The sequence below is a fragment of the Streptomyces sp. NPDC002463 genome, assembly GCF_042889835.1.
Taxonomy (GTDB): Bacteria; Actinomycetota; Actinomycetes; order Streptomycetales; family Streptomycetaceae; genus Streptomyces; species Streptomyces nymphaeiformis.
In genome coordinates, this window is record NZ_JBIARL010000012.1 from 261,269 (window position 1) to 284,155 (window position 22,887).

The following is a 22,887-nucleotide window of genomic DNA, read 5'->3' on the forward strand; positions in this document are numbered from 1 at the left end:
CAGGCTCAGGAGCAGACCGCGCGCCGTCCGGCCGCAGGTCGACTCCCGTCCGTTTCGAGCCGAAGGCTGCAGGTGTCCCTCCATGAGTACGCCCGAAGCGCCCTGGCAAGCCGTGCTGGACGCGGATGGCTGCCCGTACACCGTCCACCAGCATGCCTCCGCGCACAGTGTCGCCGAGCGCCAGGCCTTGCCTTTCCCCTGGTCGCAGGCGGTGAAGACGCTCGCCTTCACCACTCCGGACGTCCCGCTGTTGCTCGTGGCGCTGCGGGCGGAGGACCGGGTGGACTTCGCCCGTCTGGCGGCCGTCCTGGGCACCAGCCGTTCCCGGCTGCGCACGGCGGACGCCGGCCTGCTCGCCTCGGAGGGCCTGGTGCCCGGGGGCGTGCCGCCGGTCAGCCACCGGCCCGGGGTGCCGTGCCTGATCGATGCCACGGTCGCCGAACCGGACCGGCCCGTCTACTGCGGCGCCGGATCAGCCGACCGCACCCTCCAGATCGACTCCGCCGTCCTGGCCCGCCTCCCCCGCGCCCAGGTGGCCGCCCTCTCCCGGTAGCCATCCCGCCTGCGCGCCGGGCCCGCCCCCTCGTCACAGCTCGCACCTCGCGCAGCCCTTCACCGGCTGCGCGGCACAGATCAGGAAGTCCCGGCACATGGTGAGTACCGAAAGCCTTCTGGCGTTTGCCGCGATGTCCCTCGTTGTGATCGCGATTCCCGGCCCGAGCGTCCTGTTCATCGTCGGCCGCGCCCTCGCCCACGGCCGCGGCACCGCGCTCGCCACCGTCCTGGGCAACCTCCTGGGCTCCTACGCCCTCGTCCTCGCCGTCGCCCTCGGCGTCGGCGCCCTTGTCCAGAGCTCGACCACCGTGTTCACCGCCGTAAAGCTGGCCGGCGCCGTCTACCTCGTCTACCTTGGCGTCCAGGCGTACCGCCAGCGTGGTCGGCTGCGCGCCGACCTGACGACCGGGGAGGGCGAACGGCGCGGTGATCTGCGCACCGTCCTGGACGGCCTGCTGGTGGGCGCCACGAACCCCAAGGGCCTGGTCTTCTTCGCCGCGGTCCTGCCGCAGTTCGTGAACCACGACGCGGGGAACATCCCGCTGCAGATGATGGTCCTTGGCCTGATCCCGGCCGGGATCGGCCTGGTCTGCGACACCGTCTGGGGCCTGGGCGCCTCGGTGGCCCGAACCTGGTTCGCCGGCTCCGACCGGCGCCTGTCGATGATCGGCGGCGCGGGCGGCATCGCGCTGATCGGCCTCGGGCTCATCGTCGCCACCACCCGCCGCTGACCCCTCCCGAACCAGCGCAGCCGTGGGCCGCGCGGGGCTTGCTCGCTAGCCCGCATCAACGAGATCGACCCCTACGGCTGCCTCGGCGGACGCCTGAGCTGACTCCCACTGCAACGCCCATCCAGCGCGTCCGGCGGGGCGGGCGCGCTGGCACCGCCACAGCCGCCTGTCAGTCTCCGGTGCCGTCGTCTTCGTCCAGCTCAGGCGCGTCCGGGTCGCGCAGCGGGCGCAGGGCGCCGACGGCTGGGACCCTAGCAATGAAGCTGTATCGGCCGAGCAGGTTCAGGTTCTTGTGCTTGAGCGGGGAGAGCCGGGCGATGTCCTCGTCGCGGATCTCCTGGCCCTCGACCTTCAGCTGGTCGACGGCGGCGTCGATGTAGCGGGCGGTCCACAGCACGATGGCGTTGAGAACCAGGCCGAGCGCGCCGAGCTGGTCCTCCATCCCGTCGCGGTACGCCTGATGGATGGTGCCGCGCTTGCCGTGACAGACATCCCGCGCGAGCTTGTGGCGGGATTCCTGCACGGTGAGCTGCCGGTTCATCTGCCGCCGGTAGGTGTCGTCGACCGGGTCGACCACGCGCAGCAGGTGCTCGGTCTTGGCGATCCGCCCGTACTCCGCGAACGCTGCGCCCAGCGAAGTGGGGCGGCCCTCGCGGCCGAACATACGGAGCAGGTCGTAGGCGCGGACCTGGTTGGTGACCAGGGAACCGGCGACCTTCAGCATGTCCGGCCACTGCGTGATCACCTTGTTCAGGTTCACGCGGTTGCGGACCAGGTCTTCCACCGCGCCGTACGTTCCGGTTTCGACGCCGGGCATCGTGGCCCGCCAGAACCGCTGGTCGTCCAGGTCGCGGAACCGCGGGCTGAAGTTGTAGCCGAGGATCTTGAACAGGCCGGACACCATGTCGGAGTAACGAGTTGGTGCGTGATAGCGGGTGGGACATGTCTGCCCTGTTCAGTGCCGTCTTCAGTCGGTGATGTTGCGGTCGGAGACGAGGGCGGCGATGGCTTGGTAGGTGGCGGGAAGGTTCTCTCTGCGGTGGGTCCAGCGCGTCAGTTGTTTCCAGCGTTTGTGGTCGGCGAGGGCGTGTTCGACGGTGATCCGCTGTGAGGAGTGCTCGTGTCGCTGGCGTTCGTTGTGTTCGAGGAAGGGAAGCGTTGCGCCCGGCCGTAGCTTGCGCGGCTGGGTGAGAGCCTTGCCTCGATGGTCTCTGCTCAGGCCGAGGTAGCCGTCGTCGAGGAGGACCTGGACCAGGTCGAAGGCATGGAAGCATCTGGCGATGCCGGCCGTGCGGGCGGCGGTGGCGTCGTGCATGCGGCCTGGCCGCAGGGCGTCGGTCCACAGGGTACGGCCGTGGTGGTCGGCGATGACGGTGGCCTTCATCGTGTTCTGCTTCTTCTTGCCCGACACGAACGCCTGCCGACCGCCCCGGCCCGCGGTGGGCCTGCGGACCTGGACCTCGGTGGCGTCCAGCCGCAACCGGACCCCTTCGGCCTGGGCGTAGGCGAAGACGTCCTCCAGGGTCCGCAGTCGCAGCCCGGGCCGCTCCGGGACGGCAAACCCTCTCCCGGCCAACAGACGGCGCACCTCACCGACCGCCCGGGTCATGGTGGAACGGTCCACTTCGTAAAGGAGGGCCAGGACCGCGTGCGGGAGGTCGTGACGCAGGGGGATGAGCGTGGCGACAAGCCGGTCCACGAACACCAGCCGATGGCGGGCACCCGCTCCCGGCGCCCGCTTCCTGGCCCCGCCTCGAGCCTGGTGCCGGCGGCCTTCGACCCCGGCCACCCACGGCCGTGCCAACTCCGCGACCAGCGAAGACAGATGACTCCTCGAGACACCTGTGAACAACGGATGCGCCAGGACCGAACGATCCACCATGCCTTTCACCAGCAGAGCATGCCCACTCGCTATCGCGCACCAACTCGTTAGGGCCGGGTCAAGTTGACGCGCAGTTCCTGGGGCACCTTGCCGATCTTCCGGCAGGCCACGGCCGCAGCTTCGACATGCCGGACCGTCTACTCGAGGACTGGCGCGGCACCCCGAAGGTCAGCGGACAGTTGACTCTTGATGTCTTCCTGTACCCATGTGGCAGAGGAGTTCGTCGCGAAGATGATGACTCCCAGGAGCCGGAGCACCGGGTTCAGGGCGACCGCATGAGCAAACCGTCTTGCGACCGTACGCAGGCCCTTCCGGGACGACAGGTCGGATTTCGTCGGGATCAGGACGCGATGCCCCGCGACGAGGACCTGGAATTGGAGTGGTTCGCACCCGGGTGCGACGTCGAGGATGATGACGTCGTAGTCGTCGGCGACAGCATCGATGACGGCCGCGTACATCGCTGTCCATGCGGCCTGGTCGTCGAGGTTGTCTGTGTGCCGCACCGCGCGGCGCTGGCACTACAGCTCCTCGACGATTTCTTCGAGCGCGGACCGCCGGGGAGTACGAACAGATTCGGGCGCGCTTCGCCGGTTGGAATGAGTGGCTTGCCGTCGAGAATGGCTGCGGCCTGCGCACGTCCCCCATCGTCGAGGGGACCTCCCGTGAAGCCGAGGTCTTCCGCTACGTACGCGTCCCGCTCCTCGGTGAACTCGCCCGGTCTCAGCCTGTACAGCTCCTCGGCGAGCTGCTCGGCATCCACGCCCCCACTGTGCGCCGTACGCACCTAGACGACACGGCCACGTCGACAGCGGCTCCGCCAGATGCCCCGGCCAGGTCACCCGCCCGGTCTGAAAAACATCTCTCTGCGGGCTCTCCGGCCCACCGGGACGTACGGTCGGAGGACGGCATCCGGCAACGGATTCCGAAGGACCGGCCGCCCGCAGCCCCGAGCGCGGGCGGCCGGCCACTCACCAGGGTCCACGACCGTTGAGCGCGCGAACGAGTAACCCGCTCTGCAAGGTGGCGCTGATCGAGGCCGCCCCCGACAGCACGAACGAGTTCCTCGCCAGCGCCCCGCCGTTCGCCGCGGGGCTACCCGATCGGACTCGTCCTGGCCGTGCGTGAAGCCGCCAGCCGACTCGCCACCGCGCTGCGCCCGTGCCCTGCAGCTCGATGGCACCGGCCGGTTCACCAGCAGCTTGCGGACCCGCCTCTCACCCCGGCCCGTCTCGCACAGCCCGTCATCAATCAGCTTCGGCGGAACGAGCTGGGGCAATCGCCAAGACGGCCGGTGGCGAAGACACTTCGAACGGACACGGTAGGAGCCGGCATGCCAGGCTGGACGGACAACAAGGCTCCCGTGGTACGGCGTCTTGGTCGCCTTCCGTCCTACGCGGAGCCCCGGCCGGCGTCAGGCCGGGGAGACCAGGCGGTTCTCGTGGGCGAAGACCACGGCCTGGATCCGGTCGCGGAGTTCCAGTTTGAGCAGGATCCGCCCCAGATGGGACTTCACGGTCGCCTCCGCGAGGCACAAGGCGGCCGCGATCTCGGCGTTGGACAGGCCGCGACCGACCTCGACGAGCACCTCACGCTCCCGGGCGCTGAGCCGCTCCAGCCGCTCGTCGCGGGCGGCGGTGCCCCCGTCGGCCAGGTGCGGACGGAAGTCCTCCAGCAGGCGCCGGGTGATCCGCGGGGAGAGCACCGCGTCACCCGCCGCGACGTTGCGGATCGCGGTGAGCAGCTCCTCGGGCCGGGTGTTCTTCAGCAGGAAGCCCGAGGCCCCGGCGCCGAGCGCGGCGAAGGCGTACGCGTCCAGGTCGAAGGTGGTCAGGATCAGCACCCTGCTCCCCGGGGAGACCTCGACGACCTGCCGGGTCGCCTCGATCCCGTCCGTCCCGGGCATCCGGACGTCCATCAGGACGACGTCGGGCCGCAGCTCCCGGGCGAGGCGGACGGCCTGGGCGCCGTCCGCGGCCTCGCCGACCGGCACCATGTCGGGCTGGGCCTCCAGCACCGTGCCGAAGGCCATCCGGAGCAGCGCCTCGTCGTCGGCGATCACGATACGGATCGTCATACGATGCCCGTCCCACCGCTGTTGAGCAGGAGCCGGGTCCGCACGCCCCAGCCGCCGCCCGGAAGCGGTCCGGCCCGCAGCGTCCCTCCGTAGGCGGCCGCGCGCTCGCGCATGCCGGGGATGCCGTGGCCGGGCGGTGCGGCGGCGGGAAGCGCCGGCCGGGGGCCGTTGTCGGTGACCTCCACGCCGACGCTCCCGGCCGAGCACTCGACCAGGACCGTCGCGCGGGTGCCGACGGGGGTGTGCTTGAGGGTGTTGGTCAAGGCTTCCTGCACCAGGCGGTAGACGGTGAGTTGCGCGGTGGCCGGCAGGTGGGCGTGGCCGCCGCGGATCTCCAGGCCGGTCGGCAGCCCGGCGGCGGTCATCTGGTCGGCGAGCGCCTCCAGCTGGGTGATGCCGGGCAGCGGGTGGCGCTCGGCGTCCGGCTCGTCGGCCCGCAGGACGCCCAGCGAGCGCCGCATGTCGGTGAGGGCCTGCCGGCCCGTCTCGGAGATCTGCAGCATCGCGGCGGTGGCCCGGTCCGGGGACCTGTGCTGCGCGTAGACGGCGGCGTCGGTGAGCGCGACCATGACGGACAGGTTGTGGGTGACGATGTCGTGCATCTCGCGGGTGATCCGGGCCCGCTCCTCGGCGACGGCCAGCCGAGCCTGCTGCTCCTGGTGCAGCGCCTGCCGTTCGGCCCGCTCCTGCACGGCGGCGAGGTAGGCCCGGCCGGTCCGCACGTTCACCCCGAGGACGGCGGCGGCGACCACCGTCGCGGAGAGCGCGACGAACGGGGTCAGGAACGCGCCGTCGGGTGTCCAGCGCAGGCAGGCCAGCGCGGCCCCGCCCTCCACGACGCCGGCGGCGAGCAGCGTGCCGCGCCGGCCCGTGTGCGCGGCCGCGGTGTACAGGGCCACCAGCAGGGCGGCATCCGCGGGCAGTTGGACATCCGCCAGCCACTGGAGGAAGGCCGCGGCCACCACGGTGGTGAACACCGCGAGCGGGGCGCGGCGCCGCCACACCAGGGGCAGCCCCAGGGCGGCCGTGAGCGCCGCCGCCACCGGCAGCTCCCGCGCCGGGTACGTGGTCACGACGTTGAGGAGGAGCAGCGCCGGCAGCACCGAGTCCCACACCAGGGGCGGTACCCGGTCCCGGTGGCGCACCGTCACACCTCTCCGCCGCTCGGTTGTCGTGGCTGCCCGGTCGGGGCCGCCACCACGTACAGCCGCAGCCTAGGCCGCGGGCCCGCGCCGCACATGAGCCCAGCGTCGGAGCGCACCGGGCAGGGGTACGACCACAGGAGGAGACCCGCCACCTCCCGCAGTCGCAGGCCTGCCGCCGGTCCGGGGCGCCCGGTTGCCACTCCGGTCGCACCGCGGCCCGCCCCCGGTTGCGACGCCGGTCGCAGTCGGCAGCGACCCGGGGCCGATGCGGCGGCCCGGACCCGGCGCCGAGCATGACCGGGTGACCGAAACCATCCCGGGGCTGTTCCTGTCCCTTCCGGAAGTCCTCGTCCTGCTGGGCACCGTCGCGCTGCTGGTGGCGCGCTGGCTCCCCCCGGCCACCCGCCGGCCCGTCACCGTCGCGGCGGGGACGGTCCTCGTACCGTCGGCGATCGTGCTGGGCACCGTGGGAATCCGCTGGCAGATGCTGCCGGTCCTGGCCGGCGCCGCCGCCGCCTCGGCGTTCGCCCTCCCGCCCCTGCTGCGGCGCCGTCCCGGCCGACCGGCGCGGCGGGCCCGCTGGTGGCTGGCCCTGCCGGGATCGCTGGCCTGCGTCGGCCTGATCGCCACCGGCCCGGTGGCCGCCTGGGCCTTCCCCGTGCCCGTCTTCCCCGAGCCGACGGGCGCCTTCGCGGTCGGCACCCGGGTGGTGCAGTGGACCGACTCTCTCCGCCCCGAGAGCTTCACCGCCGATCCGGACGACCGGCGCACGGTCGTGGTCCAGCTCTGGTACCCGGCGCAGAAGAGCCCCGCGGGCGTCCCCCGGGCCCAGTACCTGGGACGTACAGAGGACGAAGCGCGGACCGTCTCCGAGGCCCTCGCCCACGGGGTCGGCCTGCCCGGCTTCCTGGTCGACGGCGTCCCGAGGGCCCGCAGCCACGCGGTCGTCGACGCCCCGGTGACCGGCGGAGGAGAGCGGTTCCCGGTCGTCCTGTTCTCCCCCGGGTCGGGCGGGGTGCGGACCCAGAACACCACCTGGGCGGAGGAGCTGGCCAGCCACGGCTACCTGGTCGCCGCCCTCGACCACCCGTACGACTCCACTGTCGTCGTCCTCGCCGACGGCCGCACGATACGCGCCACCACCGCCTCCTCCGGGGACCGCGACAGGGACGAGGCGCTGGCCGCCGACTGGACCGCCGTCCGGGCCGCCGACCTCGGCTTCGTCCTCACCCAACTGGAGCGACTGGACCGCGGTGAGACCGCCGACCCGCTGACCGGGCGCCTGGACACCGGCCGCGCCGCGGTGGCCGGCCACTCCCTGGGCGGAGCCGCCGCCCTGCAGGCGGCCCGGCAGGACCGCCGGTTCGACGCCGCCGTCGACCTGGACGGCTACCCCCACGGCCCCACCACGCCCGCCCTCAAGCAGCCCGCGCTCGCGCTCACCCAGGAGATCACCGCCGGCACCGACCCGCGCTACCTGCCCCGGCTCACCGAAGCCCTCGATCACAGCACCGCGACGAGCTATCGGCTCACCGTCCCCGGCGCCGGGCACCTCACCTTCATGGACGGCCCGCTCTACCTGCCGCCGGTGCCCTCGATCGTGGGCACCCTGGGCCGCACCGCGAGCCCGCGCGTCGTCGCGGCGGCCACCCTCGCCTTCCTGGACGCCACCCTCCGAGGCCGCCCCGGCGACCCGGCCGACACCCTCCGGGCCTACGGCCACCTGACCGTCCACCAGGGGTAACCAGGGGCTTGGGGAACTGCGAGGCCGACCACGTGATGGGCCGAACCCACGCGTAAGGCCGACCACGGGTCGGCCTCGCAGTTCCCCGAGCCCTGAAGACGATGCCCTACGCCTCACCGTGCCGCGAAAGCTCCCGCCAGGACCAGCGTGCCGCCGGCGAGTCAGGGCTCGCAGAGAATCAACATGCTGACAAGTAATGCTCTGACCTGCTGTGTCAAGGTACAGAACCTGCAGGTTGATTCTCTGCGCGCCCTTATGCACGTGTCGTAGGCGTGCACCTCGTCGATGACGACGACCTTTCCCGCGACCGCCAAGTGCCTCAGCGCCAGGTGCTTGCTCTTGAGCCCGGCGAACAGCAGCTGGTCCACGGTCCCGGTCACGAAGAACGACAGCATCGCCTTCTTCCGCCCCCACAACCAGATGTGAGCCACCAGGTACGCCGCAGCAGCGCGAACACTCGCGGACGGGTTCTGCGCCACTCTCCCGGCGTCCGGCTCGACGGCCGCGACCTTCCCGACCTCCATGAGATCGGTGAACTCGTCGTTCAGCGCGGCCTTGGAGCGAGCGAGAAGCACTGAATGGCGCTGCCCTTCCAAGGAAGGCAGTCTCTCCAGCCGCTTCAGCAGCCGGGGAAACATCGCATTGCCGGTGGCCATGGTCGGCAGGGCGAAGAACACTCCCCCGGTCCCGGACCGGGCGGCGAAGATCTCCGCCACGGCCAGCGCGGCCTCGGTCTTCCCCTCCCCCATCGGCGCCTCGATCACCATCAGCCCGGGCGCCGTCATGGACCTGGCCAGCTCGACCGCCGCCGCCTGGACAGGACGCGCCTTCGTTCTCTCCGGGAGCGCGAACCTGGAAGCGAACAGCTCGCTGACGTCCACGGGCGGCTCCGCGGGCCGCCACGGTCCCGGCAGGTTGAGCCCCCGCCACGCGGCTGCCGCACGCTCGGCGCTGCTGCGCGAGATGTCCTGCGGGTAGTAGAGGAACAGCTCCAAGTTGCTCGCGATCCAGTCGGCGACGATCACCAGCGCCGTCAGCAGCACCTGCACGGGCTGCGGCAGCTTCACCGCAGACCACTCCCCCAGCCGGTCCAGCGCGCCGAACTCGTCGGCACGCTTCCAGCAGCTCCCTCTGCACCTGACGCCATAAGCTCCGACTCGCGCCCGTCGACCACAGCAGGTGCCCACGATTGTCCAGCGCGCTGATCTGCCTGTACTCGGACGGCACCCCGTGGTGTCTCCCACGACCGCCGAGAACTGATCGCACTGCCCCGGCGCCCATCCGCAGCACTCCTCCAGCCGCTCCCCCAGCAGCAGCACCTGACAGGCGAACGCGGGCGTGGCCTTGCCGATGTCGTGCACAACGGCCAGCCACATGACCAGCCGACGCCCGTCGGCCTCGCCCCCGGGCAGCGCCTCACCGATCAGCCGTCGAATCTGCGTGGGAATCCACTCGTCCCAGAGCAGCCCGCCACAGCCGCGCTGTCATCCATGTGCTGCCACAACGGCAGCCACCCATCAGGAGTCCCCGTCGTACTTGCCCCACAGCGCGAGCACCGGTCCCTCAAGCCTGCTGCGAAGGCCTGAACGGCCCTCCCCCTCACGTGCCATGGAAGATGCATACACGGCGCCGACGGGGGTGGAGACCCGATCAAGACAAGATCCGGAGATCTCCATCGACTTCCGCAGCACTTACACACAGCAGGCAACCGGACGCGTAGTGTAAGCACTTTTTCACTCGATACGGCGCCTTCCCGACTGCAGACAGCAACATCCCGGAGCACCACGAAGCCCCTGCCCTTCCGTGCGGAAGAACAGGGGCTTCACGTCTTCTGGCTACGCCTCGCGTACGAGCCCGGCACCAACCTGCTGCAGGATCGCCCCGAGTGAGACACGGGCATGGGACGCGAGATCCCCCCGCATGTCCGCGATCACGGCCTCGACGCCACTGCTGCGCCGGAAGTAGCGCTGGATGAACGCGCTTCGCTGGACCGGGTCGAGCCTGTCGAAGGCCATGTCCATCAGAGCGACGCCGTCGTGCCAGGGCGCGGCTGACACCGGCTCGGCCGGAACGGCCGCAGTGCTCCGCGGTTCCGGAACGGCGACTGCCGGCTCGGCCAGATCGGCGACCTCGGTGGCCACCCCTCCCCCACTGGGCTCGGACGCCTCCGCCCCGGACTTCAAAACCGGGTTTTGAACCGGCGGCATCGTCGGCTCCGGAACGCCGGGCTTCAAAACCGGGTTTTGAACCGCCGGGATCGGCGTCTCCGGAACAGCGGCCCGCTTACGCGGTGCCTTCGGCTCCTGCGACTTCCGGATCTCCTCGGCCGCGACAGCCTTCTGCTGCTCCGGATCCTGGATCTTGGCGATCTTCTCCGCCGTCTTCACCTTGATCTGCTTGGTGTCGACGACCTCACGCAGTTCAGGCGTGAGGTTGAGCAGCGCCAGCCGGTTGGAGACGTACATCTGCGACTTGCCGATGCGCTCCGCGACCTTCTCCTGGGAGCCGTGCCTCTCGACCATCCGCTGCAGGAACTCCGCCTCCTTGTAGGGAGGGATGTTCTTGCGGTGGATGTTCTCGATGACGACGGCTTCGTCGACCTTGTCGTCGCCCTCGTTGCCGAGGCGGTCGCGCACCCGGATCTCGAACTTCGTCCAGCCGAGCTGCTTGGCCGCGTGAAAGCGCCGGTTGCCGAGGATGACGACCCACTCGGCATCACCAATACGAGAACCCTGCTCCGGCTTGAGGCGGAGATACGCCTCGCGGGACAAGGCAACGGCCGGCTGCAGCTGCCCGACCGACTTCATCGACGCCTTGAGCTCACGGAAGTCGGAGTCCTCGTCGGTGTAGTCGAGATCGGTCCGCGGGTTCTCGGGGTTGCCGATGAGCGTGTGCATGTACACGGTCGTCGGCGGCGCCTCCTCCTTGGCGGGCGCATCCGCGGAAGCCCGCTTACTGCCGGGCTTGCCAGGACCGTCGAGCAGATCGGTCCAGGGCTTCTTCGCCGCCATCAGCGCGAGCCCTTCTTGCCGGCACCGAGCTCAAGGGCGAGCTGGTAGAAGTCCTCGCGCGCCTCCATGGCGACGCGGTTCTTCTTGTACTGGGTGACGACGGTGCCTTCGAGGGCGGCCCGGGTGTGCACCTTGTAGTGGCGGATCACGGTGTTGGCCAGGTTCCAGCCCTGGGCCCGCACGAAGTCCTTGGTCTGGTCGAGGTCGGCTTCGCCGTCGCGCGGGTCCCAGTTGTTGATCACGACGAGGTAGGGGATGCCGAGGGGCTTCACCACTTCCTCGATGGTGTCGCGGGTCGGCATGAAACCGAGCGGCTCCGGCTCGACGGGGACGATGATGTCGTCGGCATTGGTCAGCACGGCGCGCATGGCATCAGCGGCCGTACTCTTGCCGAACGGGTCGCCGGCCTCTTCCTTCTCGTCCTCGGGAAGGTCCATCCAACCCGGGGTGTCGATGAAGGCGTGCTTGATCTTGCGGGACTTCTTCAGGTGGGAGAAGAGCTCCAGGTCGTCCTTCGAGTTGATCTGCTCGAAGGAGAAGGGGAGGTCGTGCCCCACTCGCTCCGACCACCAGGTGGTCGATCCCTGAGGGTCGGCGGAGACGGCGGCGACGAAGTGCGGGTCGCCTTCGGGGGCTGCGCCCAGGACGTGGGCGGTGATGGCGGCCGTGTTGACGGTCAGAGTCGACTTGCCGACGCCGCCCTTGCGGTTGATGAGCGCGGTAATCCGTGCCATGGGTGGTACTCCTGATGCTCCGTATGCTTCCCAGCCAGGTCGGCTGGTACTAGCGGACGTGGACAGGATGCCACGTATCCCCTCGTTCATAGGCACTCCGGCACGGCGGTTTCAAAACCGGGTTTTGAACTTGCCACCCCGCCCGGGCCCCGATCACCTCCCCGACTCCCCCAGGCGTCCGGTCTCTCTCAGCCCCACAGCTCATCAGCGAACCAATCGTCTGGTCTTCTGGCTCAGCGACTCCCGTCGTGCCGATGGAGGTGCTGGCAATGCTGAAGCGTGTCCCCCAGTTCGTAGCCTCCGTCAAGCAGTACCCGTGGATATATGGCGGTTGATCCGACATTGAGCCCAGGGGCGGGTTGAACGATGAGGGCTGGGGCGGATCTGGCGGCTGCTGCCACCAGATCCGCCCCGTGGTGGTCGATGGCGGGACCATCGGGTGCTCATCGACGCGGTGGCATGGAAGTACCGGGGCAACAACGCTTGGCGAGACCTGCCCGAGCGGCTCGCTCCCTGGCAGACGGTCTTCAATCGCTTCCGGCGTTGGGCGAAGGACGGCACCTGGCAGCGAAGCCCGACCGAGCTCCAGGCTCAGGCCGACGCAGCCGGAGACATCGAATGGCTGGCGAGACGGTGCGCGCTCATCAGCACACCGCCGGCGCCCACAGAAACGGGCTTCAGCAGGAGAACCGGACGACCACGCTCTCGGACGGTCCCGCGGCGGGCTCACGTCCAAAGTCCATGGCATCGGCAGCCCCAGGACAAGACCTGACAGCGAGAGCACTGATCGCGTGTACTCCTCCCGCACGATCCGCACCCATCTGCGCCGTCGCGGCATCACTGCGGTAATCCCGGAACCGGCCGGCCAGATCGCCAACCGCAAGCGGCGCGGCTCGCGCGGCGGCCGCCCACCCCACTCCGACCGCCGGGCATACAAGCACCGCAACACTGTCGAGCGATGCATCAACCAGCTGAAGCAGTGGCGCGGTATCGCCATGCGCACCGACAAGCTCGCCGTGCACCACCTCGCGGCACTTCAGGTCGAGGCGCTCTTCCTCTGGTCCCGAACCTGACGGTAAGGCCCTTCACCTCTGCCAGGAGAGAACTTCAACCGATGCGATGTCACCCGCCGCCAGCAGTCCGAAGAGTCGGAGAATCTCCTCGCGGGCGACATCGCGCATCTCCCCGGGGGCCACCGAGTCCTCGTCCGGGTTCTCCCAGACCAGCAGGCCGTCGCCGAAGGCGCTGAGGCACCACCCGCTCTCATGGGTGAGCGAGACATCGGGGTGCTCGTCATCGGCCTGCGACAGACCGTCGAGCACTCCCCTCATGGTCTCCGGATCAGGCTCGTCGACAGTCCCGCCCATGACGTCGTACATGAAGTAGCTCATTGATCAATTACCTCACGCGGTGATCCACAGGACACTGCCAAGTCGCGTACTACACGCCCCGACCCCGAGACTGACATTTGCATGCACCGAACATGTTGAATGTCCACTGGGCTGCACTGCCAGAGAAAACCCTCGATCCAAGAGCGGTGGACCGGCGCGCAGCCGTTACGGCCCCACGGCGGCCAGCGTCCAGGAGCGCCGACACGTCCGCCCCCGCCACGGCGTCAGCCGCGCAGACGGACAACCGCCTCAGGACCATCGCCCCTCTGGCAGCACCCTCTTCTCACAGCCGCCCGCATGGCTGCTAAGCCCGATCACCCACGAGCACACGCACTTCTGCAGCTCGTGAGCGGTCGGCATCATCGAGTCAGGCATCAGGAACAGGGGGAGACGCCGACACCAAGCCCGCCCCCCATGAGCCACCATCCCGCGAGCGTTTCAAAACCCGGTTTTGAAACGAGGCTCCGCGGGAGGCAACTCACTCTGGCCGACCGACGACCACCCTCGGCCACGGGCGCACGTGAGCGTCACCCACAGCCGCACGGCTTCCGAATCGACAGGGCTGGCACGGCCGGACACTGCTGTCCGTCACCTGTTTTGGTCGCGCATGGTGTTGATAGCCGCCTGAAGTTGCAGCCAGGTCGGATCCGTTCCGGATGCTGTGGTGACGGTTGCCGAGTCGTCCGATTCCCAGCTGCGGTCTCCATCGGTCGTCACCAGGTGGGTCCAAAGGGCGCCTTCGGCCGGAACCTCCGGGACCGCTTCCAAGAACGCTGCGACTGCAGCCTGCGGTGCGTCCCCGCCGGTGCCACCGACCTCGGAGGAGTCGGCCCTCACGGACAAGAGCACGAGATCGCCTCCACCGCCGGCGATGACGAGCTCGCCTGTCGACGTGCAGCCCAACGCAGACACCGGGGTACCGGCAAGCACGTCATGGCCGACCACGCGTAGCGCCTCGACGTCGACCTCCAGGAGGGCCCCGGTGGGGGTTCCCACCCAGAGCACACCGGGCCGGGCTCCGAAGGCGATGTTGTGGCGTGACCAGGCGCGCATCTGGTCGAGCCACTCTTGCGGGTACGGGTACCCGGGGTCGGGTTCGCCGAGAGTCGTCGCCAGAACGCGGCGGAGCGTGGGGAACTCGAAGACTTCCAGCGAGTTCTCGTACGCGTTGCCGCGGATCGCGAGATGACGTCCGTCCGCACTGAAGATCGGCGTCTCGTAGCCGTCGGCATCCAGGACCAGTGCGCGGCGCAGCACGCGCATCACCGCGGGCGTGGTCTCAGGATCGATCCGCGCGAAGAGGCCGAGCGTCGCTCCCTGATCGCTCGCGAGAGTGGCGATCAGACCACCGCCAGGATGCTCCGTGACGCCTGTGTCCCAACGGGGGCCGGTGCTGACGACGTACGAAGCGAGATCAAGGACGTCAGAACGTTCCCATGCGTCGTCCTCATCACCCGATGACGGCGAAGCCCACAACGTCTGACCATCCGGGCTGAACGCCAGGCTCCTGTAGCGGGCGGCGCATGCCAGACCCTTCAGCTCGGACAGCCCGGAGGGAGTCCACTGCACCACTCCGCTCTCGCCGGCGACGGCGAGCAGCGGCTGGTGGGGATGCCATGCCACAGCGGTGGCACCAGGCTCTGCGTCCACCGAACCGCAGTCGCGCAGCTGCCCCGCGTCACAGGCCCAGATGTGGACCGCTGGACGTTCCGAGTCCAGACCGGCGACCAGGGGAAGCCGCGGATGGCACACCAGCCGCTCGACCGTCTGCCCGCCACTGACCTGCGTACGTGCCACGACATCGATTGCAGTCATCCGAGCACCGTAGTTCTCGGCAAGTCCGGCACGGAATCCGGGCTGGGGGAGCGGGCAAGTGCGGAGATCGGTCCTGCTCGGCGCGGAACCAAACGCCCGGCAGAACTGAGACTGCCCAGCTCTGCCGAGACTGGACAGCCGGCAGGGGAGTGGCTTCTTCGACGCCCTCACGACTCATGGCTTCAAAACCCGGTTTTGAAGAACGAGCGCGGGGCGGATGGAACACACACCGCTACCACTCGATCCGTATCCCGTCCTGCTGACTCCGTGCACGAACGTTGGGCCAGGATCTCGTGCAGTCCCAGAGGTGTTGTCAGACGGGCTTCGTAGTACCCCAAGACATCGACCACTGCAGCCCGGGAGAGCACCTGTGACCAGTGCCGACGGTATCGAGATCCACCATGCTTGGAGCCGCTTGGTGCAGTGGTTGAACGGCAACGCCCCCGTGAACGCCGCGGCGCTACGCCCTCCGGCGGCAGTCCAGGAGATCGTGGCGGCAGAGCAGACGATCGGTGTTCCGTTCCCGGTTGAGCTCCGTACCTGGCTGACGCTCAACAACGGCGTACGGCTCGCGGACAGCCGCCTGGATCGGGCCCCTGTACACGACGACGGTGTTTCCTCCCGGGCGGCCAGCACCCCCTGTCCACCGCCCTGATCCCCCACGCTTACCAGCAACTGATGCCTGCCCCAGAGGAAGCGAACCCTGACGGGCCGTGGTGGAACCCGCGATGGCTCCCCTTCGCTGCGGACGACGACTGGACGTGCGGCTTCTTCATCGACACCGGAGACCACACAGTGGGGGAGTGGGGAGACTACGGGCACCTCGCCACCGATGTGTTCCCTTCCCTGGCCGCCTTCTTCGAGTACGCCCTCACGGACCTGCGCACCAGCACCACGTGGACCCTGCTCGACGACAGGCTCATCTACGAGTGACCCTTCGCCGGCCGCTCATGCGCGAGTCCATCCGCTGCACCATTCGTGGCATGGCCGACGAGACGCGGGAGCAAAGCATCCTCTGCTCCGGCGGTGGTCGGCTGCCGAGCATCGACCCGGTCGACGACTGCAAACGCCACGTGGCCGAGCACGTGATCAACCGTCGGACCCGGCACCGTGCCGTCGCCACGCAACACGCCTCATCGCAGCCCTCGACCCACGGCTGTGACCGCGGCCGTCACGCCACAGAATCCACGTTCCACGCCTCGGGCAACTCACTGCCGCAGAAGACACAGACGAAGTCGTCCTCGCGCACGATGTTGCACTCCTGACAGCCAGGGCATCGCCGGAACACCACCTCATGGGTGAAGCCGGACGGCCGCCCCAGCCCTGCCTCGTCCAGAGCCCGGGCAACTGCCGACCAGGAGCTGACGTCCGGGCAGTACCCGGTGGAGTGGTTACCGACCTCGCCGACGGCCCACCGGCGTGCCTCACGGACGAAACTGAGCTCACCGGCGCCCAGAACCATGCCTCCGCCGGCGCAGGCGACGTGCTCGCTACGACGCGGCGCCAGCCGAAGCACACCGTCCGTGCCCACCACGAAAGTGAACGGTTCGGCCAGCTCCGCTGCTGATCTCTCCGCGACCCAGCTTCCGAAATCAGCCGCCGAGCCGATCCTGTACCCACCGCTGTCGGGCCGGACCGCAGCCTTCAGCTCCGCCGGTCCGACATATCGGTAACTCCGCCCCCGCACACTCATCCAAGCCTCGCCAGTCGCTGTACTTCGCGGACGGACGAACCCGCTGCGCGCCGGTCCGGACCTTCCGGGCGATCGCATCGATCACTTCACGATCATCTCTCCACCGGCCTGCACGTTCCGACGTCCGGTCCGGGAACAACGGCTCGACCCGCGCCCCCTACCCATCAGGCAACGGCACACCCGAACCGACGTGGCAAGCGGCCCGGCTGTCGTGCCTAGTCCCACCAGAACGACCAGGAAGTCCGTCCTACGAGATCCGTGGCGTACTCGGGGAACGGTGTGGGCGGATCATCGACAGAGGCAGCGGTGCCTCCGCTGACCATCCGACCGATGCCAGAGCATCGCTGCTACGGCGGGCAGGGACGAGCACGAGTCTGCATTCGTCCAGCCCGAAAAGTCCCGTCTCGACGAACCAAGCCAGCAGGCTTGCCGCCACCTCCTCGGGCGTAGGACCTGCGGGCCTAGCCGGCATCTGCGGTGCCAGGCCCGGCCACTGCTCGAAGGGCGGTCCGGGGTCGTGGGGCCACGGCTCGATTCCTTCAGGTACCGGGGCTGGTGTCGGGTCCATCCAGAAGGGCAGCCTCCGGCGCCGGTACTCGGCGAAGTCCGCGGCCAGCACCTCCTCCAGGCGGACGGCATCGACGTGGTCCAGGCCGAGCGGGCTTCCCATGGCATCGGGCCGGCACAGGAGCGGAACCAGGCCACAGGCTCTCTGCTCGCTCAGCAGCCGAGGCCACAGTTGATCAACGTCTTGAGGGAATCCGTCAGAGACCCATACGCATACAGATCCGGAAGACAGGAACCTGCCGGGAGGCAGACCATCGGACAGGGCAAACGACATGGTCGCACCGTAGACCGCGATACCGACAGCACGGCGGCTTCCCGCAGGGGCCAAGGACGCTTCCGTCATCAGTGATCCGGACGAAGCCCCCTGGCCATGCGCTCATGGTTGCTCGCCGCCTTGTCTGTCGTGGTCCTGATCCGTCTTCCCTCCTCTTCTCCACCCCAGGGACAAGGCCCAAGTGATCGTCACAGTGCCGGGGTGGGTCACGATCCTGCCGATGCTGCTCCTGCTGACCGCTACCGTGATCTCCTCCTGGGCAGCTGCGCCTGTGACCGTAGTGGCCACCGCCACCGTCACCACCGAGCACCGACACTGGACCTGGCCGCGTTCGTGGCGGAGCGGGCCGAGAACACCTACGCCGACCTGTCTGCCCCGGCCCAGCATGCCGCTCTCGAACTGCCGCTCCGGCTGGTCGTTCCGGGCGGTGCCGAGGACGGTTCCCAGGACAGCGTGCGGACCGCGCCCCGCAGCAAGCTCTTCGACGGCCGTCCCGCGTCCGAGCAACAGGCCATGGCCCTGGCCGTCGACAACCTCACCACCACGGGCCTGCCTTCGAGGTAGTGACTCAGCCGCTCCCGTATACCTGTGTCACGCAGGCGGCTAGGTCGTCTCTTTCGGGTCTTGCATGATGATCGGCATGAACACGGAAACCTGCGACCCGGCCGAGTTGGCCACCCTCCGCGGGATCTTCGCGCCCCGTCCCGAGGCGGCGCCGCCGGCCGACTGGGAGGCGGTGCGGTCCTTCGAGGCGGAGCACGGCATCGTGCTGCCGGAGCCGTACCGCACGTTCGTGGCGGAGGTCTGCGACGGCCTGCGGGCCGGGCCGCCCTACTACGGTCTGTTGCCCTTCGCGCAAACGCCCTCGGACTGGGGCTCCGACCGCCCCGAGCGCCTGCTTGCCGAGCCGTTTCCCCTCACGGCGACATGGATGTGGGAGAACGACGAGAAGGACGAGGAGGCGCTGTCGGAGCAGGAGCTCGAGGCCCGGATGGATGCCGCGTTCGACCACGGCTCCCTGTTGCTGGGCACCGACGGCTGCGGCATGTACTGGCACCTGGTCGTCACCGGCCCGCAACGCGGTCACGTCTGGCTGATCGACGAATACGGCGCGATGCCCTTCGGTACCTCGCCGATGCCGGGCACCCCTGGTTTCACCGGATGGGTGACCCACTGGGCCCAGGGCCGCTCCTGGTTCGCCGGTGCTCCAGAAGAAACGGCCTAATCGCCAGAGAAGGCAATGCGCAGGTCTCTGTCCGTGCGGCAGCGCAGACCCCAGGCCAGTAGCGTCGAGACGGCCTGGCTCTCGGCACCTCCCAGCCGAGCAAGATCAGAACCTTCTAGCTCCCGCACCATGTGGTCCACTGCCTCACCCCGCAGCACCGTCTCCCCATAAGGATCGATGTGAGCCAGGGTGGGCAGCCGGTATCGGCCCAGCGTCTCAAGGGCTGCCCAAAACTCGCCATCGACGACTATCCGCTCAAGTGGCCCTGCTGCGGGACGCGGTCCTGACTTCCGTCCGGCCCGAGCGGTTGAGACCCCGCGCCGCAGCTCGATGACAAGCGTCATCACACCCCCCTCGTTCGCCCCTCAGGCCCTCGAGCTTATCGACCAACAGCTCACCTTCATGATCCGAAAGAAACGGCCTAGGGGAGTGGCACCAAGGAAACGGTCCTGAACCGAGGGGGAGCGGCTCAGGACCAGACGCTGGAACACCGCCCCGCCCCGCCGATGATCGGAGACCACGCACCCATGTCCTTCTCTCAGTCGCTTCGGTCGCTTCGGTCGCTCCCTCTTCGGTCGCTCCCCGGCTTCAGTCGCTGCCTCCAGCTACCCAGCGACTGAAGCGCAGCTACCGTCGCTGTCTTCAGTCGCTGGCATAAAACCGCAGGTCAGAGCCATAGTGACTCCCACATCAGCGACTGAAGCGACTGAAGCTCCACTTATCAGCCGTACAGATCGCGCGTGTGTGCCTGATATATAGGAGTCTTGAGTCGCTTCAGTCGCTGTTTTGGGTAGCATCACCCTTCTGACCTGCACTTTTATTCAGCGACTGAAGACAGCGACTGAGAGCGACTGAGTCGCTGCCCCGATCGTTCAGTCGCTGGGTCGCTTTTCTCGGTACGACGCGCCCGCCTTCAACATGGCTTGGCCGAACGAGTGTTTTCGCTAGGCTGTCTCCGTACTTGAGTCGCTTCGGTCGCTATTGGGGGAACCAGATGCCTGCTGAGCTGCGGGTTTCCTATAGCGACTCATCAGTCGCCGGCCTCGTTCCCGGAGCTCCGGACCCACTCGTGCTCGCTCGCTGGTGCGCAAGCCACGGCTGGCCCGTCCATCCGCTGGCTCCTGGCAAGAAGACCCCCGCCGCGAACTGTGCGGCCTGCCGCGAGCACGGACACGACCCCAGGACCTGCGCATGCCGGGCTGAGGGCCGGTGGTGTCACGGCTTCCACGCCGCCACGTTGGACAACAGCCGTATCCAGCAGTGGTGGGGCCCCCGCCGCCAGATGGGCGTAGCCGTCGCCTGTGGGCCTGCGAACCTCGTCGTCATAGACATCGACGCCCACCCCGCCCCGCCGCCCTCCAGGGACCGGCTCCTGCCCGGCATCGACATCGCCGAGGGAATCGACGTATCCGCGATGACCACCGGCTTCCACACCCTGGCCGTCCTGGCGGCTCTCCGTGGGCAGGACAGTCCTGCCGACGACACCACCACGCTGCGGGTACGCACCCCGTCCGGGGGCCTGCACGTCTGGTACCGCACCACCGACACCCGCCGCTGGCAGTGCTCCACGGGATCGGGCAAGACCCGGGCGCTCGCCTGGCAGGTCGACGTCCGGGCCGACGGCGGCTACATCATCGCTCCCGGCACTGCCACGGAAGCCGGCATGTACCAGCCGCTGGATACCGTACGCACCCCGGCTCCGCTCCCGGGCTGGCTCGCCCAGGAACTGCAGCGCACCCACCACCTGCCCGCGGCCCACGTACCGGCCTCCCGTCCCGTCCCGTCCAGGGCCCGTCAGGCGGTCTCTGCGGCCCGCGGGGGAGGGAACCCGATCCTCGCCACGCTCACCAGGGTCCTGTCCGAAGTCTCCGAATGCGCCGGAGTCACCGAAGGCGCGGGATTCTCCGAGAAGCTCAACCGAGCCGCCTACACGCTCGGCGGACTCGTCGCCGCCGAGCACCTCACGGCCCAGGCCGCGGAGGAGGCGCTCAAAGAGGCCGCCCGCCACGCCCGTCCCGGACAGGAGCGCCGCGCCGAGGCGATCATCCGCAGTGGCATGACCGCAGGCGCCCGTCGCCCGCTTCACCCCGGGAGCCGCCCGTGACCTCCCCGAGCGGAGACCCGAACACGCTCTTCGACTTCGACCCCCACGACCTGGCGGCCCAGATCATCGCCAAGTCGGCCCCCGTCCTGCCCCCGCAGAGCAGCGCGGTCTGGACACCGGGGGAGGCGACCGCCCACGGCCTGGTCCCGGACTCCCTCACCGACCGAGGCAACGCCAAGCTGTTCATCAAGCTCTACCAGACCGACTTCCGGCACGTCCCGGGCCTGGGCTGGTACCGCTGGGACACCACGCGCTGGCAGGTCGACGAGGACGACTCGGTGTTCTGGGCCGCGGGGGAGATCGGCGAACACCTCGCCACCCACGACCCGACCGGAGAGCACGCCGTCGAGGCCCTGCGCAAGCACCGCCGCCGCGCGCTGAGCACCTCGGGGATCAATGCCATGCTCATCCAGGCGAAGTCGGCCCCCGGCATGGTCCTCAAGGCCGAACACCTCGACGCCGACCCCTACGCCCTGTGCACCCCCTCGGGCCTCGTCGACCTCCACACAGGACTTGTGCGCAAGCCCGATCCGAACAAGGACTTCCACTCCCGCTCGACCACGGTCGGCCCCGCCCCGATGCCGATCCCGAGGTTTCTGCGCTTCCTGGACGACACGTTCGGCGACGACGCCGAAGGCGTCGAGATGAACCGCTTTCTGCAGCTGCTCCTCGGCTACTCGATCACCGGCGACGTCGGTGGCCAGGTCATGCCGTTCCTCTTCGGCGCAGGCAAGAACGGCAAGTCCGTCCTCCTCGATGTCCTGATGAAGCTCCTGGGTGACTATGCCGACGCTGCCCCACCCGGCTTCCTCATGGCCCGTCCGTACGAAGGCCACCCCACCGACCTCGCCGAGCTCCACGGCCGGCGCGTCGTCGTCTGCTCCGAAGTCAAGCCCGGTGACAAGTTCGACGAGGCCCGCGTCAAGCTCCTGACCGGCGGCGACCGCATCAAGGCCCGCCGCATGCGGCAGGACTTCTTCTCCTTCAACCCCACCCACAAGCTCTGGCTCCTGGGCAACCACCGCCCTGAGGTCGGCACCGGCGGCTTCGCCTTCTGGCGCCGCATGCGACTGATCCCCTTCGAACGCACTGTCTCCGACGACCGCAGGATCGACAACCTCGCGGACATCCTCGTAGCGGAGGAGGGCCCCGGCATCCTGAACTGGCTCATCGACGGAGCCCGCCGCTACCTCAGCGGAGAGAAGGACCTCACCGGCCCCGACAAGGTCCGCATCGCCACTACGGCCTACGCCGAGACCGAGGACCACACGGGCCGCTTCTTCGACGAGGCCTGCATCCTGGGACCCGACTGCCGGACCGAGCAGAAGACCCTCTACGACGCATATCGCTCGTGGTGCAGCAGCGAGGGCTGCCTCGCCATGAGCAGCCGTACTTTCGCCGCCCGGGCCCGCGAGCTCCTCGGGCTGTCCTCCCCGAAAGAGATGATCTTGTCGAATTCGAGGAAGTACTACCCTGGTATCGGACTACTCGCCCACGAGGAGACGTCATGAGTTCCCTGATCAGCGAGAACGATCTCAAGTACGAGACCGAGCTGGTCTGGCTCGAGGACGTCTCCCGCCTCGACTACGTCCGCCAGAGCCTCGACCGCCTGCCCACCCGCTCGGGCAAGCCTGCCTACCACCGCGACGGCCGGATGGTCGGTTACGCCGTCCTCGGCAGCGACGCCAAGGCCTCCCGAGCCTCGGGTACCTTCCGCCGCCGTGTCTTCTGGCTCCTCCCGCACGACCGCGACAGCGAACCCGAAGGCCTCTACGCCGGCTCCGCCCCTGCCGAGGCCATTGACCCCAGCACCCTCCGGCCCACCGTCAAGGGCCGCAAGACCGAACGCAGCGAAGGCGGCCCCCCGTCCGCAGCGATGCAGGAACTGGGCATAGGTCTCCCGCTGTAGCGCTCAAACAAAGCGACCGAAGCGACTGAAGCG

21 protein-coding genes and 3 pseudogenes are annotated in these 22,887 nt (G+C 68.9%); 12 read left to right on the forward strand and 12 right to left on the reverse strand.

Annotation, left to right across the window (positions count from 1 at the left end; translation table 11 throughout):
• Positions 1–82 precede the first annotated feature (82 nt).
• Positions 83–553, forward strand: a complete 471-nt coding sequence (locus tag ACFYX3_RS25040) for an aminoacyl-tRNA deacylase (RefSeq protein ID WP_389017336.1) — start codon at positions 83–85, stop codon at positions 551–553.
• Between the two features lie 97 nt (positions 554–650).
• The gene (locus ACFYX3_RS25045; RefSeq protein WP_389017339.1) at positions 651–1,286 is read left to right on the forward strand and encodes a LysE family translocator; all 636 of its coding nucleotides are present in this window, start codon (positions 651–653) and stop codon (positions 1,284–1,286) included.
• 169 nt (positions 1,287–1,455) lie between these two features.
• Here the strand turns inward: ACFYX3_RS25045 and ACFYX3_RS25050 are convergent.
• The 5 genes and pseudogenes from ACFYX3_RS25050 to ACFYX3_RS25070 form a co-directional block, all read right to left on the reverse strand.
• A pseudogene (locus ACFYX3_RS25050) lies at positions 1,456–2,199 on the reverse strand (Tn3 family transposase); the annotation flags it as partial.
• A gap of 54 nt (positions 2,200–2,253) precedes the next feature.
• A complete protein-coding gene (locus ACFYX3_RS25055) occupies positions 2,254–3,168 on the reverse strand; it encodes a transposase family protein (RefSeq protein ID WP_389017342.1) in 915 nt (304 codons plus the stop codon).
• Positions 3,169–3,305: 137 nt separating this feature from the next.
• On the reverse strand, positions 3,306–3,671 hold the full coding sequence (locus ACFYX3_RS25060; RefSeq protein ID WP_389017345.1) for a ParA family protein: 366 nt from the start codon (positions 3,669–3,671) through the stop codon (positions 3,306–3,308).
• A 908-nt stretch (positions 3,672–4,579) separates the two neighbouring features.
• Positions 4,580–5,242 carry a response regulator gene (locus ACFYX3_RS25065; RefSeq protein WP_389017348.1) on the reverse strand — a complete coding sequence of 221 codons (663 nt, stop codon included), beginning with the start codon at positions 5,240–5,242 and terminating at the stop codon, positions 4,580–4,582.
• Positions 5,239–6,393, reverse strand: a complete 1,155-nt coding sequence (locus ACFYX3_RS25070; RefSeq protein ID WP_389017352.1) for a sensor histidine kinase — start codon at positions 6,391–6,393, stop codon at positions 5,239–5,241. Before ACFYX3_RS25070 ends, ACFYX3_RS25065 begins: the two co-directional genes overlap by 4 nt.
• Before the next feature lie 295 nt (positions 6,394–6,688).
• On the opposite strand from ACFYX3_RS25070, the gene ACFYX3_RS25075 reads away from it, so the two are divergent.
• Positions 6,689–8,131 carry an alpha/beta hydrolase family protein gene (locus ACFYX3_RS25075; RefSeq protein WP_389017355.1) on the forward strand — a complete coding sequence of 481 codons (1,443 nt, stop codon included), beginning with the start codon at positions 6,689–6,691 and terminating at the stop codon, positions 8,129–8,131.
• A gap of 161 nt (positions 8,132–8,292) precedes the next feature.
• Here the strand turns inward: ACFYX3_RS25075 and ACFYX3_RS25080 are convergent, their stop codons facing one another.
• From ACFYX3_RS25080 to ACFYX3_RS25095, 4 genes and pseudogenes are all read right to left on the reverse strand, one after another.
• Complete coding sequence (locus ACFYX3_RS25080) at positions 8,293–9,198, reverse strand: HD domain-containing protein (protein WP_389017358.1); 906 nt, start codon at positions 9,196–9,198, stop codon at positions 8,293–8,295.
• Between the two features lie 285 nt (positions 9,199–9,483).
• Positions 9,484–9,597 (reverse strand): annotated as a pseudogene (locus ACFYX3_RS25085) (HD domain-containing protein); the annotation flags it as partial.
• A gap of 369 nt (positions 9,598–9,966) precedes the next feature.
• Positions 9,967–11,142 carry a ParB/RepB/Spo0J family partition protein gene (locus ACFYX3_RS25090; RefSeq protein WP_389017361.1) on the reverse strand — a complete coding sequence of 392 codons (1,176 nt, stop codon included), beginning with the start codon at positions 11,140–11,142 and terminating at the stop codon, positions 9,967–9,969.
• Positions 11,142–11,876, reverse strand: coding sequence for a ParA family protein (locus tag ACFYX3_RS25095; protein WP_389017364.1), 735 nt, complete (start codon positions 11,874–11,876; stop codon positions 11,142–11,144). Before ACFYX3_RS25095 ends, ACFYX3_RS25090 begins: the two co-directional genes overlap by 1 nt.
• Before the next feature lie 341 nt (positions 11,877–12,217).
• Between ACFYX3_RS25095 and ACFYX3_RS25100 the strand changes: the two are divergent.
• Positions 12,218–12,949, forward strand: a pseudogene (locus tag ACFYX3_RS25100) (transposase).
• A 12-nt stretch (positions 12,950–12,961) separates the two neighbouring features.
• Here ACFYX3_RS25100 and ACFYX3_RS25105 read toward each other — a convergent pair.
• Together ACFYX3_RS25105 and ACFYX3_RS25110 are read right to left on the reverse strand one after the other, a co-directional pair.
• Positions 12,962–13,267, reverse strand: a complete 306-nt coding sequence (locus tag ACFYX3_RS25105; protein WP_389017367.1) for a hypothetical protein — start codon at positions 13,265–13,267, stop codon at positions 12,962–12,964.
• A 588-nt stretch (positions 13,268–13,855) separates the two neighbouring features.
• Entirely contained in the window at positions 13,856–15,082 is a 1,227-nt protein-coding gene (locus ACFYX3_RS25110) for a hypothetical protein (RefSeq protein WP_389017370.1), read from the reverse strand.
• 370 nt (positions 15,083–15,452) lie between these two features.
• On the opposite strand from ACFYX3_RS25110, the gene ACFYX3_RS25115 reads away from it, so the two are divergent.
• From ACFYX3_RS25115 to ACFYX3_RS25125, 3 genes are read left to right on the forward strand one after another with little or no spacing between them, the layout of a single operon-like run.
• The gene (locus tag ACFYX3_RS25115) at positions 15,453–15,737 is read left to right on the forward strand and encodes a hypothetical protein (RefSeq protein ID WP_389017373.1); all 285 of its coding nucleotides are present in this window, start codon (positions 15,453–15,455) and stop codon (positions 15,735–15,737) included.
• Positions 15,738–15,760: 23 nt separating this feature from the next.
• Complete coding sequence (locus tag ACFYX3_RS25120; protein WP_389017376.1) at positions 15,761–16,015, forward strand: hypothetical protein; 255 nt, start codon at positions 15,761–15,763, stop codon at positions 16,013–16,015.
• Between the two features lie 50 nt (positions 16,016–16,065).
• On the forward strand, positions 16,066–16,347 hold the full coding sequence (locus ACFYX3_RS25125; RefSeq protein ID WP_389017500.1) for a hypothetical protein: 282 nt from the start codon (positions 16,066–16,068) through the stop codon (positions 16,345–16,347).
• On the opposite strand, the gene ACFYX3_RS25130 is transcribed toward ACFYX3_RS25125, so the two are convergent.
• A complete protein-coding gene (locus ACFYX3_RS25130; RefSeq protein WP_389017380.1) occupies positions 16,254–16,775 on the reverse strand; it encodes a hypothetical protein in 522 nt (173 codons plus the stop codon). The two genes, ACFYX3_RS25125 and ACFYX3_RS25130, sit on opposite strands and share 94 nt — an antisense overlap.
• Before the next feature lie 1,174 nt (positions 16,776–17,949).
• Here ACFYX3_RS25130 and ACFYX3_RS25135 point away from each other — a divergent pair.
• The 5 genes from ACFYX3_RS25135 (at position 17,950) to ACFYX3_RS25155 (ending at position 22,854) form a co-directional block, all read left to right on the forward strand.
• The gene (locus ACFYX3_RS25135; RefSeq protein ID WP_389017383.1) at positions 17,950–18,180 is read left to right on the forward strand and encodes a hypothetical protein; all 231 of its coding nucleotides are present in this window, start codon (positions 17,950–17,952) and stop codon (positions 18,178–18,180) included.
• Between the two features lie 64 nt (positions 18,181–18,244).
• Positions 18,245–18,841, forward strand: coding sequence for an SMI1/KNR4 family protein (locus ACFYX3_RS25140; RefSeq protein ID WP_389017386.1), 597 nt, complete (start codon positions 18,245–18,247; stop codon positions 18,839–18,841).
• A gap of 994 nt (positions 18,842–19,835) precedes the next feature.
• On the forward strand, positions 19,836–20,945 hold the full coding sequence (locus ACFYX3_RS25145) for a bifunctional DNA primase/polymerase (protein ID WP_389017389.1): 1,110 nt from the start codon (positions 19,836–19,838) through the stop codon (positions 20,943–20,945).
• The gene (locus ACFYX3_RS25150) at positions 20,942–22,456 is read left to right on the forward strand and encodes a phage/plasmid primase, P4 family (RefSeq protein ID WP_389017392.1); all 1,515 of its coding nucleotides are present in this window, start codon (positions 20,942–20,944) and stop codon (positions 22,454–22,456) included. The genes ACFYX3_RS25145 and ACFYX3_RS25150 overlap by 4 nt, the downstream gene beginning before the upstream one ends.
• Positions 22,453–22,854, forward strand: a complete 402-nt coding sequence (locus ACFYX3_RS25155) for a DUF6009 family protein (RefSeq protein WP_389017395.1) — start codon at positions 22,453–22,455, stop codon at positions 22,852–22,854. Before ACFYX3_RS25150 ends, ACFYX3_RS25155 begins: the two co-directional genes overlap by 4 nt.
• Positions 22,855–22,887: the final 33 nt, after the last annotated feature.